Raw genomic sequence first — 18707 nt, forward strand, 5'->3', positions numbered from 1 at the left:
CATGCAACTACCCGTCTACACCCATCCGACCCTGACCGTACTGATCGACGACAGCGATTCCTTCCTGAAAAGCCTGGCGTTCCAGCTCGATCCCGGCCTGGCGCGCAAGACTTTCCACGACACCAGCAGCGCCCTGCAATGGCTGCGCCAGAGCGCGCAACCGGGCGAAACGCCGCTGCACGCGAACTTCGACACGCAAAACCTGCCGCCCGACCAGTACAACGTGGCGCTCGACATCGAACGCATCTGGCGCATCAGCGGCCAGGCGCAGCGCTTTGCCGTGCCCTCCGTGCTGGTGGTCGATTATTCGATGCCGCAGATGAATGGCCTGGAATTTTGCCAGGCCGTGCGCGACCTGCCGTGCAAGAAGATATTATTTACAGGGGCGGCCGATGAAAAAGTGGCCGTGACGGCCTTCAACCGGGGCTTGATCGACCGCTACATCAAGAAAAGCGACGACGATGCGCTCGACATACTGGAACAGGAAATCCGTGCCCTGCAGCGCGAATTCTTCCTGCAACAAACGGACACCGTGCGCGACTTGCTGATGTTGCACGACTACAGTTTCCTGCAAGACGAGGCGCTGGCCGCCGTCGTGCACGAGCTGTGCCAGCGCCATGGCTTTGTCGAATACTATATTTTTCCCAATCCCAGCGGCATCCTGTTTTTCACGCGCGACGGCCACGCCAAGCTGATGATCATCGAGACGGAACGCAGCCTGCACACGCAATACGAAATGGCGCGCGACAACGACGCGCCCGAATCCTTGCTGCTGGCGCTGCTGGAAATGCGCGTGATTCCCTACTTTTCCGACGCCGACAGCGACGGCATGTACGCGGCGCAGATCGGCGAGAACTGGTTCCGCTACTGCGCCGCGCCCACCATCTGCCTGGGCAGCGTGACGTATTTCTGGGCCCTGTTCGACGTGCCGGCGCACCAGCTGGGGCAACCGGTCATGTCCTATGCGCAGTTTTTGCGCGCGGGTGCGGGCGACAGCGTCAGCGCGTAGTTGGCAAATTAGCCCTCACGCAGGGTTTGCAGCGGCGGATGTTTGAGCACGTTGCGCAAGCCCAGCCAGCCGCCGGCGATCGCGCACAAGGCGCCGGCCAGCAGGCCGAACGCCCACACGCCGGGCGCGAAGCTCCAGGCGAATTTGAACTGGTACGTGGCCAGGGCCCAGCCCATGGCGGCCGCGCCCGATGCCGCCAGCAAACCGGCCAGCGCGCCGACGAGCGAAAACTCGATCAGCTGCGCCTGCGCCAGCTGGCGCCGCGTGGCGCCCAAGGCGCGCAGCAAGCCCGCTTCGCGCGTGCGCTCGTCCTGCGAACCCATCAGGGCGGCATACAGCACCAGCAAACCCGACGCCAAAGTGAAGGCGAAGAGGAATTCGACGGCCGTGACCACCTGGTCCAGCACGCCCTGAATTTGTTTCAGCACGCCGCCCACGTCGACCACCGTCAGGTTCGGGTAGTCGCGCAGCAGAGCATTCCCCAGGTCCGCCTGCGCGGCCGGCAAGTGGAAGGCCGTGATCCACGTCTGCGGCGTGTCCGCCATGGCGGCCGGATTGATGATGACAAAGAAATTGACGCGCATCGACCCCCATTCCAGCTTGCGCAAACTCGTGATCGCCGCTTCGACGGGCTGGCCGGCGATGTCGAAGCGCAGCCTGTCGCCCAGTTTCAGTTTCAGGGTCTTGGCGATGCCCTCCTCCACCGACGCTTCGGCTGGCGCGCCGGGCGTATTGGCGAACCACTTGCCGGCCACCAGTTTGTTTTCTTCCTGCATGGTGGCCATCGTCGACAAGTTGAATTCGCGGTCCGCCAGGCCCTTGGCGCGGTCATCCTCGTAGGTGGTTTCCGTGATCGCGTTGCCGTTCACGGCCACCAGGCGCCCGCGTATCATCGGATACAAGGGCGCGTTGGCCACGCCCGCTTGCGCCAGGCGCGCGGCGATCGGCTCTTTCTGTTCGGGCAGGATATTGATCATGAAGCGGTTCGGCGCGTCCGGCGGCGTGGCGTTGCGCCAGGCCACCATCAAGTCGCCGCGCACCACCGTCAGCAGCAGCAAGGCCATCAAGCCCAGGGCCAGCGACACCACCTGGATGACGGTGGCGCCCGGGCGGCGCTGCAAGGACGTGACGGCAAAGCGCCAGCCCTGATGGTTGAAAACGCCGCGCAGGGTTTTCAGCGACTTGATGCCCAGCCAGCCGGCCAGGCCGAACAGGGCGAAGCCGCCGAGGAAGCCGGCCGCCGTCAGCAGCGCCAGTTTCACGTCGCCCGCCTGCCACAACAGCAGCACGACGAAGGCGGCGATGCCCAGGCCATACGTGGCCACGGCCAGCGCCTGCGGCGGCTCCTGCTCGCGGCGGATCACGCGGTTGTGCGGGACATTGCGCAACTGCAAAATCGGCGGCAGGGCAAAACCCAGCAACAGCAGCATGCCGGTGGCCACGCCTTGCAGCGCGGGCAGCATGGAAACGGGCGGCAAGTCGTTCTGCACCAGTTTTCCCAACAGCTCCAGCAGCACCAGATGACCGCCGAAGCCGACGGCAACGCCGACGACGCTGCCGGCCAGGCCGACGAGCAGGAATTCGATCACGTACATGGCCGTGACCTGGTTTTGCGTCAAGCCCAGGCAGCGCAGCATGGCGCAGGCGTCCAGGTGGCGCAGCATGAAGCGGCGCGCGGCCATGGCCACGGCGACGGCCGCCAGCATGGCCGACAGCAAGCCGACGAGGGACAGGAAACGGTCGGCGCGGTCCAGGGTCGACTGCATCTGCGGACTGCCCGATTCCAGCGACTCGATGCGCACGCCCTTGATGGCCTGCGTCTTGATCTGGCTTTCCAGCCAGGCTTGATACTGCGCAAGCTCGGCGGCCTTGGCCGGTGGCGCCGACAGCAGCAGCCGGTACGACACGCGCGAGCCATTCTGCACCAGCGCCGTGGCGGCCAAGTCGCCGAGGGGCAGCATGACTCTCGGGGCGAAGTTCAAAAAGGACGCGCCGCGGTCCGGTTCACTGGCGATCAGTTGCGTGACCGTAAATGCCTTGTCGCCCAAGGTCAATGTGTCGCCCAGCTTCGCATTCAGGCTGGACAGAATCGCCGCATCGACCCACAGGGTGCCGGGCGCCGGCACCTGGTCCGTGGGCCGTCCGACGGCGTCCTGCGCTTCGCTCAGTGTGGTCGTGATTTTCAGCTTGCCCCGCTGCGGGTAGCCGGGCGAGACGGCCTTGATGGACGCCAGCTGCGACAGCGACCGCTCGCCCTCGCCCGCCTGCGCCATGCTGGGAAAGGTCACCGTATCGGCCAGGATAAAGCCGCGCTTGAGCGCTTCGGCGCGCCACGCCGCATTGACGGGCTGGTCGGCGTTGATGACGAGGTCGGCCCCCAGCAGCTGGTGCGCGTCGCGGTTCAAGCCCGCGCGCAGGCGGTCGACGAAAAAGCCGACGGCCGACAGGGCCGCCACGGCGACGATCAGCGCGACGAGCAGGAAACGCAGTTGCCCGGCGCGCCAGTCGCGGCCGGTCATTTTCAGGGAAAGGCGGAACATGGGCGGCGGGTCTTTATGCGAGTCGGTTGTGATGCGTTATTGCGCGATGCCGTGGGCGGCCGCGTGCCGGGCGAAATACGCATCGACGGTGGCGAGGAAGGCGTCTTTCTGCGCTTGCGGCAGGAAGGCGGCGATGAAACCGTTGCGCGCCAGGCGATGCGCGTGCGACAGGCCCAGTGGCAAGGCGTCGAAGATGGCGTCGAAATTGTCGTTCATGTAGCCGCCGAAATACGCGGGATCGTCCGAGTTCACCGTCACCAGCAGGCCGGCGTCGAGCAGTTGCACCAGGTTATGGTCATGCATCTGGTCGAACACGCGCAGCTTGGTGTTCGACAAGGGGCAGACGGTCAGCGCGATCTGCTCGCGCGCCAAACGGGCCGTCAGTTCCGCGTCTTCCAGGCAGCGCACGCCATGGTCGATGCGTTCGACCTGCAAGTCGTCGAGCGCCGTGCGGATGTAGGCCGGCGGACCTTCCTCGCCCGCGTGGGCCACCAGGTGCAGGCCCAGCTCGCGGCAACGGGCGAACACGCGCGAGAATTTCTCGGGCGGGTTGCCCACTTCCGACGAGTCGAGGCCGATGCCGATGAATTTGTCGCGGTGCGGCAAGGCGTCCTCCAGGGTCTCGAACGCTTCTTCCTCGCTCAGGTGGCGCAGGAAGCACAGGATCAGGGCCGCGCTGACGGGGCTGTCCTGGCAGGCGCGGTGGATGCCGTTGATCACGTCGGCCATGGCCACGCCGCGCGCCGTGTGGGTTTGCGGATCGAAGAAGATTTCCGTGTGCAAGACCTTATCGGCTTCGGCGCGCCGCAGGTAGGCTTGCGTCATGTCGTAGAAATCCTGCTCTTTCAAGAGCACGCTTGCGCCAGCGTAATAAATATCGAGAAAAGATTGTAAATCCGTAAAAGCATAGGCGCTGCGCAAGTGTTCCACGGATTCATAGCCAAGCGGCACGCCATTGCGCGCTGCCAGTGCGAAAATCAGTTCCGGCTCCAGCGAGCCTTCGATATGGATATGCAGTTCGGCCTTCGGCATGCCGCGGACGATCGCGCGCAATTGGGGGTTCATCATGGGTGTTCCTTATAGGGCGACGATAAAAATGCTGGCTCGCGCACGCGCACGCGCGGCGCGCAGGGCCATCAGACATGCAGGCATCTTAGCGCAAGATGGCCGGCCTCACCGGCGAGCGGCCGCCATGGCGCCAGCTGCGGCAGCGCGACGGCCGGCATCGGCACGCGCTGGCGAATTGTCGTATGATGGTTTAAAAGGTCTATAAAGGTTCATTGAAATCGAGGAAAAATTTGATGATTTATCCAATTAAATCAACAATTTACAAACAAGTATTAAGGATATACTGACATATCTTTTGACTTCCTGATCCTTTAGAGCAATAATTAATTTCATGGGGTAAAGTAAGTGCAACAAGCGCTATCAACAGTGAAAAAATAAGCCGGCTGGCCACGTCAGCACACGGCATCAAGCGCCAGTTTTTTGGTCCGGGCAATCCGGACTCGCAAAGACAGCCGGGCTTGAAACAACAATAAAAATCGGTACGGGGTACAGAAAAAATTCAGACGGCAAGCCCAGGCGAGTGCCAGGCGGGCGGCCATGGTGACTGGCAGTTCAGGTTTACATTAAAGGACATTGACATGACCATTTTTGATAACTATGCAGCACGCTACGAGCGCACCCGCGAAGAGGAAATGTCGCTCACCGAATACCTGGCCCTGTGCAAGAAGGACAAGCTGACGTATGCCAGCGCGCCCGAACGCATGCTGGCCGCCATCGGCGAGCCGCAGCTGGTCGACACGCGCAACGACACGCGCTTGTCGCGCATCTTCGCCAACAAGGTGATCAAGATCTATCCCGCCTTCCGCGAGTTCTACGGCACCGAGGAAGTGATCGAGCAAGTCGTCTCGTATTTCCGCCACGCGGCGCAAGGCCTGGAAGAACGCAAGCAGATCCTGTACTTGCTGGGGCCTGTGGGCGGCGGCAAGTCGTCCATCGCGGAAAAACTCAAGTCGCTGATGGAACACGTGCCCTTCTATTGCCTGAAAGGCTCGCCCGTCAACGAATCGCCACTGGGCCTGTTCAACGAGGAAGAGGACGGCACCATCCTGGAAGAGGATTACGGCATCCCGCGCCGCTACCTGCGCAACATCCCCAGCCCGTGGGCCGTGAAGCGCCTGCATGAATACAATGGCGATATCAACCAGTTCCGCGTCGTCAAGCGCTATCCGTCCGTGCTGAAACAGATCGCCATCTCGAAAACGGAGCCGGGCGACGAGAACAACCAGGATATTTCCTCGCTGGTGGGCAAGGTCGACATCCGCAAGCTGGAAGACTATGCCCAGGACGACCCGGACGCCTACAGCTATTCGGGCGGCCTGTGCCTGGCCAACCAGGGCTTGATGGAATTCGTGGAAATGTTCAAGGCCCCGATCAAGGTCTTGCACCCCTTGCTGACGGCCACGCAGGAAGGCAACTACAAGGGCACGGAAGGTTTCGGCGCGATTCCGTTCGACGGCATCATCCTCGCGCACTCGAACGAGTCGGAATGGAAGACGTTCAAGAACAACCGCAACAACGAGGCGTTTCTTGACCGTATCTATATAGTCAAGGTGCCGTACTGCCTGCGCGTGTCCGATGAAATCAAGATCTACGACAAGCTGGTGGCCAATTCCTCGCTCGTCAAGGCCCCGTGCGCGCCCGGCACCCTCCGCATGATGGCGCAGTTCGCCATCCTGTCGCGCCTGAAGGATCCGGAAAACTCGAGCATCTTTTCGAAGATGCTCGTCTACGATGGCGAAAACCTCAAGGATACGGACCCGAAAGCCAAGTCCATGCACGAATACGTCGATTACGCGGGCGTGGACGAAGGCATGAACGGCCTGTCGACGCGCTTTGCCTTCAAGATCCTGTCAAAGGTGTTCAACTTTGACAATTCCGAAGTGGCCGCCAATCCCGTGCATCTATTATATGTACTGGAACAGCAGGTCGAGCGCGAGCAGTTCGCGCCGGAACTCGAGCAGCGCTACTTCTCGTATATTAAAGAGCACCTGGCGCAGCGCTATGTGGAATTCATCGGCAAGGAGATCCAGACGGCTTACCTGGAAAGCTATTCGGAATACGGGCAGAATATTTTCGACCGCTACGTGACGTTTGCCGATTTCTGGATACAGGACCAGGAATACCGCGATCCGGACACGGGCGAAAGCTTTGACCGCGAATCGCTGAACAATGAACTGGAAAAGATCGAGAAGCCGGCGGGCATTTCCAATCCGAAGGATTTCCGCAACGAAATCGTGAACTTCGGCTTGCGCGCACGGGCCTCGAACGGCGGCAAGAATCCCGCCTGGACCAGTTATGAAAAGTTCCGCACCGTGATTGAAAAGAAAATGTTTTCGAATACGGAGGAATTGCTGCCCGTGATTTCCTTCAATGCCAAGGCCAGCGCCGACGATGCCAACAAGCACGCCGACTTCGTGGCCCGCATGGTGGAAAAAGGCTATACGGCCAAGCAGGTACGCCTGTTATGCGAATGGTACTTGCGCGTACGCAAGTCGTCATAGCGCGGACAGCGGAGGCGCGTTCCCGCCTGACGACCGGCGGGACGCGCAAGACGAGAGGCAAGGAGGCACCCTTTGACATACCTTATCGACAGGCGCTTGCAAAGCAAGAATAAATCCGCCGTCAACCGCGAGCGTTTCCTGCGGCGTTACAAGGGCCAGATCAAGGATGCCGTGGGGCGCGCCATCAAGGGGCGCTCGATCACGGACGTCGAGAATGGCGAGAAGGTCAGCATCCCCGTCAAGGACGTGGGCGAACCGTCGTTTGGCCACGCGCATGGCGGCGTATGGGAAGTGGTCAATCCCGGCAACAAGGAATACCTGAAAGGCGACCAGATCGCCCGGCCGAAAGGCGGCGGTGGCGGCGGGCGGGGCAAGGCGGGCAATAGCGACGAGACGACGGAAGACGATTTCATCTTTGAATTGTCGCGCGAAGAATTCATGAATTATTTCTTCGAAGACCTGGAATTGCCGCACATGGTAAAAACCCAGCTGACGGCCACGACCGAATTCAAGAACCAGCGCGCCGGCTACAATATGTCGGGCACGCCATCGAACATCCACGTGCTGCGCTCCTTGCGCGGCGCGCTGGGCCGGCGTATCGCCGTCGGCGGCGGCGCCCGCAAGCAGCTGGCGCAGGCCGAGGAAGACCTGGCGACACTGCTGCACGAAGGGGCGCCCGACAGCGACCCACTCGTCACGGAACTGCGCCGCCTGATCCACCACCTGCACACGCGCCTGCTGGCCATTCCCTTCATCGACCCGTTCGACTTGCGCTACAGCAACCGCATCAAGGTACCCAAACCGATGACGCAAGCCGTTATGTTCTGCATCATGGACGTCTCCGGCTCCATGGACGAGTCGCGCAAGGACACGGCCAAGCGCTTCTTCATCCTCTTGTATCTGTTCCTCAAGCGCGTCTACGACAAGATCGAGGTGGTCTTCATCCGCCACCATACGGCGGCGGCCGAAGTGGACGAGCATGAATTCTTCAATTCGCGCGAGTCGGGCGGCACCGTCGTGTCGTCCGCGCTGCACTTGCTCAACACCATCATCGACGAGCGCTATGGCGCCGGACAATGGAACAGCTATGTAGCGCAGGCATCCGACGGCGACAACTGGGACAACGATTCCATGCTGTGCCGCCAGTTGCTGATCAATACCATCATGCCCAAGGTGCAGTACTACACCTATGTCGAGATCACCGATGGCCCGCAGCAAAACCTGTGGGAGCAATATGCGGGCGTGCTCGACCATCACGCCCATTTCGCCATGCAAAAGATCGTCACGCCGGCCGATATCTACCCGGTCTTCCGCGAACTGTTCAAGAAACAGGTGAAATGATGAGTGCAGCCTTTGACCGCGCCAGCAATACTCCGGGCGAACCGTTCGTGCGCCTGCGCCACCCGAACGCCCTGCCCGAGCAGTCGGAATGGACGTTCGAGCTGATCGAGCAAATCCACGAGGAAATCCGCCGCGTCGCGAAACAGTTTGGGCTCGACACCTATCCGAACCAGCTGGAAATCATCACGGCCGAACAGATGATGGATGCCTACACCTCGGTGGGCATGCCCGTCTCGTACAACCATTGGTCGTTCGGCAAGCACTTTCTGTCCACCGAGAAAAGCTACAAGCGGGGCCAGATGGGCCTGGCCTACGAGATCGTCATCAACTCGAACCCGTGCATCGCCTATTTAATGGAGGAAAACAGCCTGACCATGCAGTCGCTGGTGATCGCGCATGCGGCCTACGGCCACAACTCCTTCTTCAAAGGCAATTACCTGTTCCGCGCCTGGACGGATGCGGACGCCATCATCGACTATATGGTGTTTGCCAAGAATTACATCGCCGAATGCGAACAGCGCCATGGCGTCGATGCCGTGGAATTGCTGCTCGATTCGTGCCACGCCATCCAGAACTATGGCGTGGACCGCTACAAGCGCCCGGCGAAACTGTCGATGGCGAAGGAATATGCGCGCCAGAAAGAGCGCGAAGCCTATGTGCAGTCGCAGATCAACCAGCTGTGGCGCACCCTGCCCCGGCGCGACGAAGACGAGGATGAGGACGACCAGCGCAAGGCCGCCCCCCGCTTTCCGCCCGAACCCGAGGAAAACCTGCTGTACTTCATCGAGAAGTACGCCCCGCTGCTGGAGCCGTGGCAGCGCGAGATGGTGCGCATCGTGCGCAAGATTTCCCAGTATTTTTATCCGCAGCGCCAAACCCAGGTCATGAACGAAGGCTGGGCCACCTTCTGGCACTACACGATATTGAACCAGCTGTACGACGAAGGCGTGGTGGGCGACGGCTTCATGATGGAGTTTCTCAAAAGCCATACCAACGTCGTCTACCAGCCCCCCATCGACAGCCCGTATTACAGCGGCATCAACCCGTATGCGCTGGGTTTTGCCATGATGAGCGACATCCGCCGCATCTGCGAGCACCCGACGGACGAAGACCGCGCCTGGTTTCCCGACATGGCAGGCAGCGACTGGCGCAAGAGCCTGGACTTTGCCATGCGCAATTTCAAGGATGAAAGCTTCATCGCCCAGTATCTGTCGCCGCGGCTGATCCGCGAATTCCATTTCTTTGCCGTGCTCGACGACGACAAGAATGAAAAGCTGGCCATTTCCGCCATCCACGACGACGCCGGCTACCGCTACGTGCGCCAGCAGCTGGCCGAGCAGTACAACCTGGGCAACCGCGAGCCGAATATCCAGGTCTGGTCCGTCAATACGCGCGACGACCGCGCCTTGACCCTGCGCCACACGCAATTCCAGCGCCGCCCGCTGAACCAGCAGGCGGCCGAGGTGCTCAAGCACGTGGCGCGGCTGTGGGGCTTCGATGTCCACCTCGATACGGTCGACCCGCAGGGCGTCGTCCTGGGCACCCTGAATTGCCGACGGGAAAAACGCAACCGGCGCGACGACCCCGTTGTCCGGCCATGAAATGATTTGTTGATAATAATCAATGGCAAGAATATAAGCGTTTCCTATGCCGGCATAGGAATTCAGTATGGCCTGGCGGCCTCAAATGGGCCGCCAGGACCGCCTTTTTTGACCTGGGTGAAGTGGCTTCCGCACCCGTTTGGTGCGCGCGTGCCGCTAAGTGGTCTGGTTCCGAGTCAAAACATTTCCAAAAGGAAAGATTTTCCTCCAAATTTAGCGGTTTCCATATTGAATATCACGAAATATAATTCCGCCATATGGGCACATCGAAGAACTTAGCAGTGGTAGCCCAAAACGGCTGTAAAAAACCGATAAGACCGCCTTTTTTTCTGTCCGAAAGCGTGCAAAGATGACATAAGCAAGTACGTTTTCAGGGCGCAAAAGCGCCAAAAATTTAACCGGTTTTAGGCGTTAAAAATCTGTGTAAAATAAAGAATTCGTATGTATAATTCGGCGACGTCCCGGATACGGCTGGAGCTTTGTGTCGTCATTTTGGGGTTCAGTTGCAAGACAAGAGATGGTATTTGGAGAAAGCAGGCATGAATTTTTCGAACGAGAAAAGTCCCAAGAACTACACAGGCATCACTATCGTTGTCCTGCTGCACGTTCTCGCGGCTTACGGGATCGTGACGGGCTTGGGCAAGCGGTTGGTCACCAAAATGATGGAACCGGTTGAAACCAAGATTATCGAGGAAGTCAAACCGCCTCCACCGAAGGATCTTCCACCGCCACCACCGCCGCCAGAAATGAAAGCGCCACCGCCGCCATTCATTCCGCCAGTCGAGGTGAACGTGCAGCAGCCGCCGCCACAGCAAAACGTGATTGCAAATACGACTGCTGTGAAGCCAGCCACGAATGTATTGGCACCGCCAACACCGCCTGCACAGCCTGCGCCAACTCCTGGACCAGCCAAATCGGTGCGTACACCGGCTGTGGTTGACTTCAGTGTCTGCGAAAAGCCGGCTTATCCAAAGTCGTCGCAGCGCAATGAGGAAACCGGTGTGGTGACACTGTCGTTCCTGATCGGTGTAGACGGCAAGGTCGCTGATTCGAAGATCGTGAAGTCCAGCGGCTTCAGAGACCTGGACAAAGCCGCGGTGCAAGGTATCAGCCGCTGTACATTTAAGCCGGCAACAGTTGACGGCAAGCCGGAACAAGGCTGGCAGCAAATGCAATACGTTTGGTCGCTGGATTAAAACCCGAGACAGTTATCCCCTGTCTCACACTATGATTTCGTTGTCATTACGTTCAGCGATCTGTTATTTTTAATTTTGGAGGAAGCATGTTTAAGAATACCCGTTTGTCCGCATTTTTTGCCGCGGTTCTGTTGTCCGTTACCGCTACTACCGCTCTGGTAGCAGCTCCGGCATTCGCTGACGCGCCAGCATCGGCAGCAGCTACGGCTCCAGCGGCAGACGCTGCAGCAGCACCAGCGCCAGCTGCTGACGCAGCAGCTCCAGCCAAAACCGAAGAAGTCCACAACCCGTTCGGCCTGCAAGCAGTGTGGGACGGCGGCTTCGTGCCACGCGCCACCCTGATCATCCTGGCCATCATGTCGATCGGCAGCTGGTACATCATCATCACCAAGCTGATGGATCAAATGAAGATCTTCAAGCAAGCTAAAGAAACCGCTGCCAAATTCTGGAAAGCACCTTCGATCGCTGCTGGTTCGGCAACCCTGACCGAAGGCTCGCCATTCCGCTTCATCGCTGAATCGGGCACCAAGGCAACGGCTCACCATGACGGCGCCCTGCTGGAACAAATCGACCTGTCGACCTGGGTGACGATGTCGATCCAGCGCGCTTCGGACAAAGTCCAATCGCGTCTGCAAGATGGCCTGTCGTTCCTGGCAACCGTTGGTTCGACCGCACCGTTTATCGGTCTGTTCGGTACCGTTTGGGGTATTTATGGCGCGCTGACCAACATCGGCATGACCGGTAACGCGTCGATCGATAAAGTTGCAGGTCCAGTTGGTGAAGCACTGATCATGACCGCTTTCGGTCTGCTGGTCGCCGTTCCTGCCGTTCTGGGTTACAACTGGCTGGTGCGTCGTAACAAAACCGCAATGGAAGACGTACGCTCGTTCAGCGCCGATGTTCACTCGGTACTGATCTCCGGCGCAATGTCGACCAGCGAAGCTGGCCGTGCTGCCGGCGCTAAAAAGATCGGATAAGAATCATGTCGATGTCCGTCGGCTCCGACAGCGGAGATGAAGATCAAGTAATGTCAGAAATCAACACGACGCCGCTCGTCGACATCATGTTGGTTTTGCTGATCATTTTCTTGATCACCAGTCCGGTTGTCCTCAAATTGCAGAAAATCGATCTGCCGATCGAGGCCAACCAAGCCCTTCAAAGCAAGCCAGAAAACGTCAACATCGTTGTCAACAAGGATGGCGAGATTTATCTGGGCCAGAAGAAACTGAAAGATACGAGCGAACTGTTCGATTATCTGAAAGTTGAAGCAGTGAAAGTACCGCAGCCGGAAGTACACGTTCGTGGCGACCAAGAAACACGCTACGAATCGGTCGGCCGGGTTATTTACACGACCCAACGTGCCGGGATCCAGAAGGTCGGCTTCATCACCGAACCACCTGACAAGGGCTGATAGCAACTGGCAGCGGCGCCCCGGCAACAAGGGCGCGCCACTGCCGGAAGCTGACCGGGCGGCAGTTTCGCCCGGTGCTTCGTTGGACTTCTTAAAGGAAACACTATGAGTATGAATGTCGGTTCGGGAAGCGCTCCAGGCGCGGATCCGGAACCAATGATGGAACTGAACATGACGCCCCTCATCGACGTGATGCTGGTGCTGATTATCATGTTGATCATCACGATTCCTAAGCAAAACCACTCGGTGAACTTGAACATGCCGGTCGGCACCCCGCCGCCACCGACAACCGAACCAGTGGTCGTCACGATCGATGTCGATTTTGACGGTACGATCTTGTGGGACAATCAGGTCGTTCCTGACCGCGCTTCGCTGGAAGCCAAGCTGAGCAACGTCGCTGCGCAAGCAGACCAGCCGGAAGTGCATCTGCGTCCGAACAAGCTGGTGGAATACAAAGTCGTCGCCGGCGTGATGGCGTCGGCGCAGCGTCTGGGCGTGACCAAAATCGGTCTGGTCGGCAACGAGCAATTCCAGTAAGCTGCAGCAATCAGGTTCTCTTTACATCCGAATAGGCAGGACTTCCTGCCTATTCGCTTTTTACTGAAAGACTTTCTTATGTCCAAGTTTCGTCTCGCTCATCTCGGCCTCGTCATGGCCGCTATCGGTTTTACCGCAGCAACTCCCGTAATCGGCCTGGGCTCGCTGGCATACGCCGCGGACACCGTGCGTGCCGAAGTGGGCAAGCCACTGCAAGAAGCGCAAAAACTCGCTAGCAGCGGCAAAAACAAGGAAGCGCTGGCCAAGCTGCGCGAAGCTGACAGCGTCGGCGGCAAGACCGCCTTTGAAAGCTACCAGATCGAGCGCGTGCGCGCCTCGGCCGCTGCCGCCGCCGGCGACAATGGCACCGCCATCAAGGCGTTTGAAGCCGTCATCAATTCCGGCCGCCTGAGCGCCGCCGAAGCCCCCAAATTCACGCAAGCGCTGGCAGGCATGTACTACCGCGCCAAGGACTGGCCGAACACCATCACCTGGATCAAACGCTCGCTGAAAGACCGCGAAGATCCACAGATGCGTGAACTGCTGATCCAGACCTACTACGTCAGCGGCAACTACGCCGAAGCGGCGAAGGAACTGCAATCGCGCGGCGGCAACTCGGAAGCGAGCCTGCAAATGCTGGCCAACATCCAGTTGAAACAGAACGACAAGGCCGGCTACGTCGCCACCCTGGAAAAACTGGCATCGAGCTATCCGAAAACCAGCTACTGGGCCGACCTGCTGAACCGCGTTTCCGGCAAACCCGGCTTCTCGCAGCGCCTGGGCCTGGACGTCCAGCGCCTGCGCCTGGCCAACGGCCTGTTCACCAAGCCATCCGAATACATGGAAATCAGCCAGCTGGCCCTGCAAGCAGGCAATCCTGGCGAAGCGTTGGCCATCATCGAGCAAGGCTACAAAAAAGGCGCGCTGGGCACCGGCGCCGATGCCGCCCGCCACCAGCGCCTGAAAGACCTGGCCCTGAAGACCCAGGCTGACCTGAAGGCCAACGCCGCCAAGTCGGAAGCGGAATACGTCAAGAACAAGGACGCCGACAGCTTGAGCAAGCTGGGCTTCGCCCTGGTCTATGATGGCCAGGCCGACAAAGGCCTGGGCCTGATGAATGACGCCGTGAAAATGGGCACGGCCAAGTATCCGGAAGAAGCCAAGCTGCATCTGGGCATCGCCTACATCCACGCCGGCAAGAAAGCCAACGCATCGACGGCACTCAAAGCCGTCAAGGGCACGGATGGCGCGGCGGACCTGGCCCGCTACTGGGCCTTGATGAATAAATAAGATAATATCGTCAAGATATTGTCGGGCAGCTAGTCGAGTGCCCACCACCAAAAGCGTTGCCGACACCCTTGCCGGCAACGCTTTTTATCATTTCGGCAGGGAAATTACCCCTGCGGCTGCCCTGCCGGGTGTGCATCCCTGAAACAGTCCGTATAATCCCCCTTTTGGCACAGTTTTTCATCAGATTCCTATGAAGGTATTCCGCGGACTTCCCAATGCCCAGGCACGAGCGCCGTGCGCTCTGACCATCGGCAATTTTGACGGTGTCCACATCGGCCATCAGGCCTTGCTGGCGCGCGTGCGCGAAGCTGCAACCGAACTCGGCATCGAAGCGGCCGTGATGACGTTCGAACCGCACCCGCGCGAATTCTTCGCGCAGCGCGCGGGCGACCTGTCGAAGGCGCCGCAGCGCATCGCCAACCTGCGCGACAAGCTGCAGTCGCTGGACGACGCCGGCATCGACCGTGTCGTCGTCGAGCATTTCAGCGCCCAGTTCGCCGCCCTGACACCGCAGGAATTCACGGAAAAAGTCCTCGTCGACGGCTTGCACGTGAAATGGCTGATGGTCGGCGACGACTTCTGCTATGGCGCCCGGCGCGCCGGCGACGTCGCCATGCTGCAGGAAGCGGGCCGCCAATACGGTTTCCACGTAGAAACTTTACCGACGGTGATGAATGGCAGCACGCGCATCTCCTCGTCGGCCGTGCGCCTGGCCCTGGCCGCCGGCAATTTCCCGCTGGCCACGCAGCTGCTCGGCCATCCGTACGCCATTTCCGGCCACGTCATTCACGGCCAGAAGCTGGGCCGCACGCTCGGTTTCCCCACCCTGAACCTGCGCGTGGCGCACCGCCCCGCCCTGTCCGGCGTCTTCATCGTGCAAGTGCACGGCCTGGGGCCGCAGCCGCTGCCCGCCGTGGCCAGCCTGGGTGTGCGCCCCACCGTCGACGACAGCGGCCGCGTCTTGCTGGAAGTGCATCTGTTTGATTTCAATCAATCCTGCTACGGCAAGCTGGTGCGCGTGGAATTCCTGGAAAAACTGCGCGACGAAGAAAAGTACGACGACTTGCCCACCCTGACGGCCGCCATCGAGCGCGACTCGAACCAGGCGCGCGCCTACTTCGAGCAGCGCAGCGGCGCCATTACCGCCACCGACCGAATTTGACGCCGGCCAACTCCGCCGACTGGCGGCGCCCGCCGCCGCAAACCATTCAATATCATTAAAGAAGATTATGTCCGATCAAAACAAGCCAGCCACGCCCAAGCAGAACAAGAAGCCTGAAAGCAAATACCCGGTCAACATGACGGAAACCCCGTTCCCGATGCGCGGCGACATGGCCAAGCGCGAGCCGCAATGGGTACAGCAATGGCAAGACAAGAAAATCTACGAGCGCGTGCGCAAGGCTGCCGCCGGCCGTCCAAAATTCATCCTGCACGACGGCCCGCCGTACGCGAATGGCGACATCCATCTGGGCCACGCCGTCAACAAGATCCTGAAAGATATGGTCGTCAAGTCACGCTCGCTGGCCGGCTTCGACGCGCCGTATGTACCGGGCTGGGATTGCCACGGCATGCCGATCGAGATCCAGATCGAAAAACTGCACGGCAAGAACCTGCCGACGGCCGAAGTGCTGGAGAAAGCGCGCGCCTACGCCAACGTGCAGGTCGAGCGCCAGAAGAAGGATTTCATCCGCCTGGGCGTGCTGGGCGAGTGGGACAACCCGTATTTGACGATGGCGCACGGCAATGAAGCGGACGAATTGCGCGCGCTGGGCAAGCTGCTGGAAAAAGGCTATGTCTACCGCGGCCTGAAACCCGTCAACTGGTGCTTCGACTGCCAGTCGGCCCTGGCCGAAGCGGAAGTGGAATACGCGGAAAAACGCGATCCCGCCATCGATGTCGGCTTCAAGTTCGCCGAGCCGGCCAAACTGGCGGCCGCCTTCGGCCTGCCATCGCTGCCGACCGATAACGGTTTCATCGTCATCTGGACCACGACGCCGTGGACCATCCCGTCGAACCAGGCGCTGAACGTGCACCCGGAAGTCAAATACGCACTGGTGAAGACCGAGCGCGATGGCCAGCCATTGCTGCTGATCCTGGCGCAAGACCTGGTCGTGGCCAGCCTGGCGCGCTTCAAGCTCGAGGGCACAACGATCGCCACCTGCGACGGCGCGGCCCTGGCCGGCATCAGCTTCCGCCACCCGCTGCATGCGAGCGACGCTTTCTATGACCGCCTGTCGCCTTTGTACCTGGCCGAATACGTGACCACGGAAAGCGGCACGGGCGTGGTGCACTCGGCGCCAGCCTACGGCCTGGACGACTTCATCTCGTGCAAGGCGCACGGCATGAAGGACGACGACATCATCAAGCCCGTCATGGGCGACGGCAAGTTCGCCTCGACCCTGCCCCTGTTCGGCGGCATGACCATCTGGGAAGCGTCGAAGCCGATCTGCAACGCCCTGCGTGAAGCGGGCGCGCTGTTCGAAGTCAAGATGTTCGACCACAGCTACATGCATTGCTGGCGCCATAAGACGCCGATCATCTACCGCGCCACCTCGCAGTGGTTCGCCGGCATGGACGTGACGCCGAAAGACGGCGGCGCGACCCTGCGCGAGACGGCCTTGAAAGGCATCGCCGACACCGAATTCTTCCCGGACTGGGGCCAGGCGCGCCTGCACGGCATGATCGCCAACCGTCCTGACTGGACCCTGTCGCGCCAGCGCCAGTGGGGCGTGCCGATGGCCTTCATCGTGCACAAGGAAACGGGCGACCTGCATCCGCGCACGCCGGAATTGCTGGAGCAAGTGGCCAAGCTGATCGAAAAGGGCGGCATCGAGGCATGGCAGGCGCTCGATCTGAAAGACCTGATCGGCGACGAAGCGGCCATCTACGCCAAGAACAAGGACACGCTGGACGTGTGGTTCGATTCCGGCGCCACCCACCAGACGGTGCTGGGCGGCCCGCAGGGCCACGGTTCGCACTCGACGCAGCTGCAATTCCCGGCCGACCTGTACCTGGAGGGCTCGGACCAGCATCGCGGCTGGTTCCACTCGTCCCTGCTCGTGTCGTCGATGCTGAACGGCCGTCCGCCGTACAAGGCCCTGCTGACGCACGGCTTCACGGTCGATGGCGAAGGCAAGAAGATGTCGAAGTCGCTGGGCAATACCCTGGCGCCGCAAAAGATCTCGGACACCCTGGGTGCGGACATCCTGCGCCTGTGGATCGCCTCGACCGACTACACGGGCGAGCTGTCGATCTCCGACGAGATCCTGAAACGCGTGACGGAATCGTACCGCCGCATCCGCAACACCCTGCGCTTCCTGCTGGCCAATACGTCGGACTTCAATCCGGCCACGGATGCCGTGCCGGTGGCGGACATGTTCGAAATCGACCGCTATGCGCTGGCCAACATGGCATCGCTGCAAACGCAGATCGAGAACAACTACGCGCGCTACGAATTCCACCCGGTGGTGTCGAAGCTGCAGACGTACTGCTCGGAAGACCTGGGCGGCTTCTACCTGGACATCCTGAAAGACCGTTTGTACACCTCGGGCCTGACGTCGCACGCGCGCCGTTCGGCGCAAACGGCCCTGTGGCACATCACGCAAAGCCTGCTGCGCCTGATGGCCCCGGCCCTGTCGTTCACGGCAGAGGAAGCATGGGCCGTCTTTGCAGGAAGCGAAGCCTATGCCGCCAGCGATGAAACCATCTTCACGCAAACCTGGTGGCAGCTGCCGGAAGTGTCTGACGCGGCCGCCCTGCTGGAAAAATACACGGCCCTGCGCGCCGTGCGCACGGACGTGACCAAACAACTGGAAGACTTGCGCACCTCGGGCGCCATCGGCTCCTCGCTGCAGGCGGAACTGACGATCAAGGCCGCGCCGATGAAGTACAAGCTGCTGACCACCCTGGGCGAGGACTTGAAGTTCGTCTTCATCACCTCGCAGGCAAGCGTGGCTGAAGTGGCCGACGAAGCGGCCGAGGAAGTGGTTGTGGCCGCGTCGACGGCGCCGAAGTGCGAACGCTGCTGGCACTACCGTGCGGACGTGGGCACGGACGCCGCGCATGCTACCCTGTGCGGCCGCTGCGTCAGCAATCTGTTTGGAAAAGGCGAATCGCGCCGTTTCGCATAGACTGTCACCGCGGGGCGCTGCCTGCGTCCCACTTCCAACCGCCGCCTGCTGCCAGGCGGCGGCTTTATCTTCCCTGGAAAAAT

The 18707-nt window shown here is 60.4% G+C and carries 13 protein-coding genes; 11 read left to right on the forward strand and 2 right to left on the reverse strand.

What is annotated here, in order from left to right; all coding sequences use genetic code 11:
• Position 1: 1 nt before the first annotated feature.
• Positions 2–1009: a response regulator gene (locus IGS55_RS09615; RefSeq protein ID WP_230517210.1), complete on the forward strand. Its 1008-nt coding sequence runs from the start codon at positions 2–4 to the stop codon at positions 1007–1009.
• Positions 1010–1017: 8 nt separating this feature from the next.
• On the opposite strand, the gene IGS55_RS09620 is transcribed toward IGS55_RS09615, so the two are convergent.
• Both IGS55_RS09620 and IGS55_RS09625 read right to left on the reverse strand, forming a co-directional pair.
• Complete coding sequence (locus IGS55_RS09620; RefSeq protein ID WP_230517209.1) at positions 1018–3549, reverse strand: ABC transporter permease; 2532 nt, start codon at positions 3547–3549, stop codon at positions 1018–1020.
• 36 nt (positions 3550–3585) lie between these two features.
• Entirely contained in the window at positions 3586–4617 is a 1032-nt protein-coding gene (locus IGS55_RS09625; protein ID WP_230517208.1) for an adenosine deaminase, read from the reverse strand.
• 578 nt (positions 4618–5195) lie between these two features.
• On the opposite strand from IGS55_RS09625, the gene IGS55_RS09630 reads away from it, so the two are divergent.
• The 10 genes from IGS55_RS09630 to ileS all read left to right on the forward strand — a co-directional run bounded on the left by IGS55_RS09630 (position 5196) and on the right by ileS (position 18624).
• The gene (locus tag IGS55_RS09630; protein WP_034754154.1) at positions 5196–7118 is read left to right on the forward strand and encodes a PrkA family serine protein kinase; all 1923 of its coding nucleotides are present in this window, start codon (positions 5196–5198) and stop codon (positions 7116–7118) included.
• Positions 7119–7190: 72 nt separating this feature from the next.
• The gene (locus IGS55_RS09635) at positions 7191–8459 is read left to right on the forward strand and encodes a YeaH/YhbH family protein (protein WP_219327646.1); all 1269 of its coding nucleotides are present in this window, start codon (positions 7191–7193) and stop codon (positions 8457–8459) included.
• On the forward strand, positions 8459–10060 hold the full coding sequence (locus IGS55_RS09640) for a SpoVR family protein (RefSeq protein ID WP_046686270.1): 1602 nt from the start codon (positions 8459–8461) through the stop codon (positions 10058–10060). Before IGS55_RS09635 ends, IGS55_RS09640 begins: the two co-directional genes overlap by 1 nt.
• A 539-nt stretch (positions 10061–10599) precedes the next feature.
• Positions 10600–11256, forward strand: coding sequence for an energy transducer TonB (locus IGS55_RS09645; protein WP_230517207.1), 657 nt, complete (start codon positions 10600–10602; stop codon positions 11254–11256).
• An 86-nt stretch (positions 11257–11342) separates the two neighbouring features.
• Positions 11343–12233 (forward strand): MotA/TolQ/ExbB proton channel family protein, encoded by an 891-nt coding sequence (locus IGS55_RS09650; RefSeq protein WP_230517206.1) that lies wholly within the window; start codon positions 11343–11345, stop codon positions 12231–12233.
• A gap of 5 nt (positions 12234–12238) precedes the next feature.
• A complete protein-coding gene (locus IGS55_RS09655; RefSeq protein WP_128142174.1) occupies positions 12239–12667 on the forward strand; it encodes an ExbD/TolR family protein in 429 nt (142 codons plus the stop codon).
• Between the two features lie 105 nt (positions 12668–12772).
• On the forward strand, positions 12773–13204 hold the full coding sequence (locus tag IGS55_RS09660; RefSeq protein ID WP_176741207.1) for an ExbD/TolR family protein: 432 nt from the start codon (positions 12773–12775) through the stop codon (positions 13202–13204).
• A 78-nt stretch (positions 13205–13282) separates the two neighbouring features.
• A complete protein-coding gene (locus tag IGS55_RS09665) occupies positions 13283–14494 on the forward strand; it encodes a tetratricopeptide repeat protein (protein WP_230517205.1) in 1212 nt (403 codons plus the stop codon).
• A 190-nt stretch (positions 14495–14684) separates the two neighbouring features.
• Positions 14685–15656, forward strand: a complete 972-nt coding sequence (locus IGS55_RS09670; protein ID WP_230517204.1) for a bifunctional riboflavin kinase/FAD synthetase — start codon at positions 14685–14687, stop codon at positions 15654–15656.
• Positions 15657–15723: 67 nt separating this feature from the next.
• Positions 15724–18624 carry an isoleucine--tRNA ligase gene (ileS, locus tag IGS55_RS09675; protein ID WP_230517203.1) on the forward strand — a complete coding sequence of 967 codons (2901 nt, stop codon included), beginning with the start codon at positions 15724–15726 and terminating at the stop codon, positions 18622–18624.
• The last annotated feature ends 83 nt before the right edge of the window (positions 18625–18707 follow it).

It is taken from the genome of Janthinobacterium sp. EB271-G4-3-2, assembly GCF_020858035.1.
Classification (GTDB): domain Bacteria; phylum Pseudomonadota; class Gammaproteobacteria; order Burkholderiales; family Burkholderiaceae_D; genus Janthinobacterium; species Janthinobacterium aestuarii.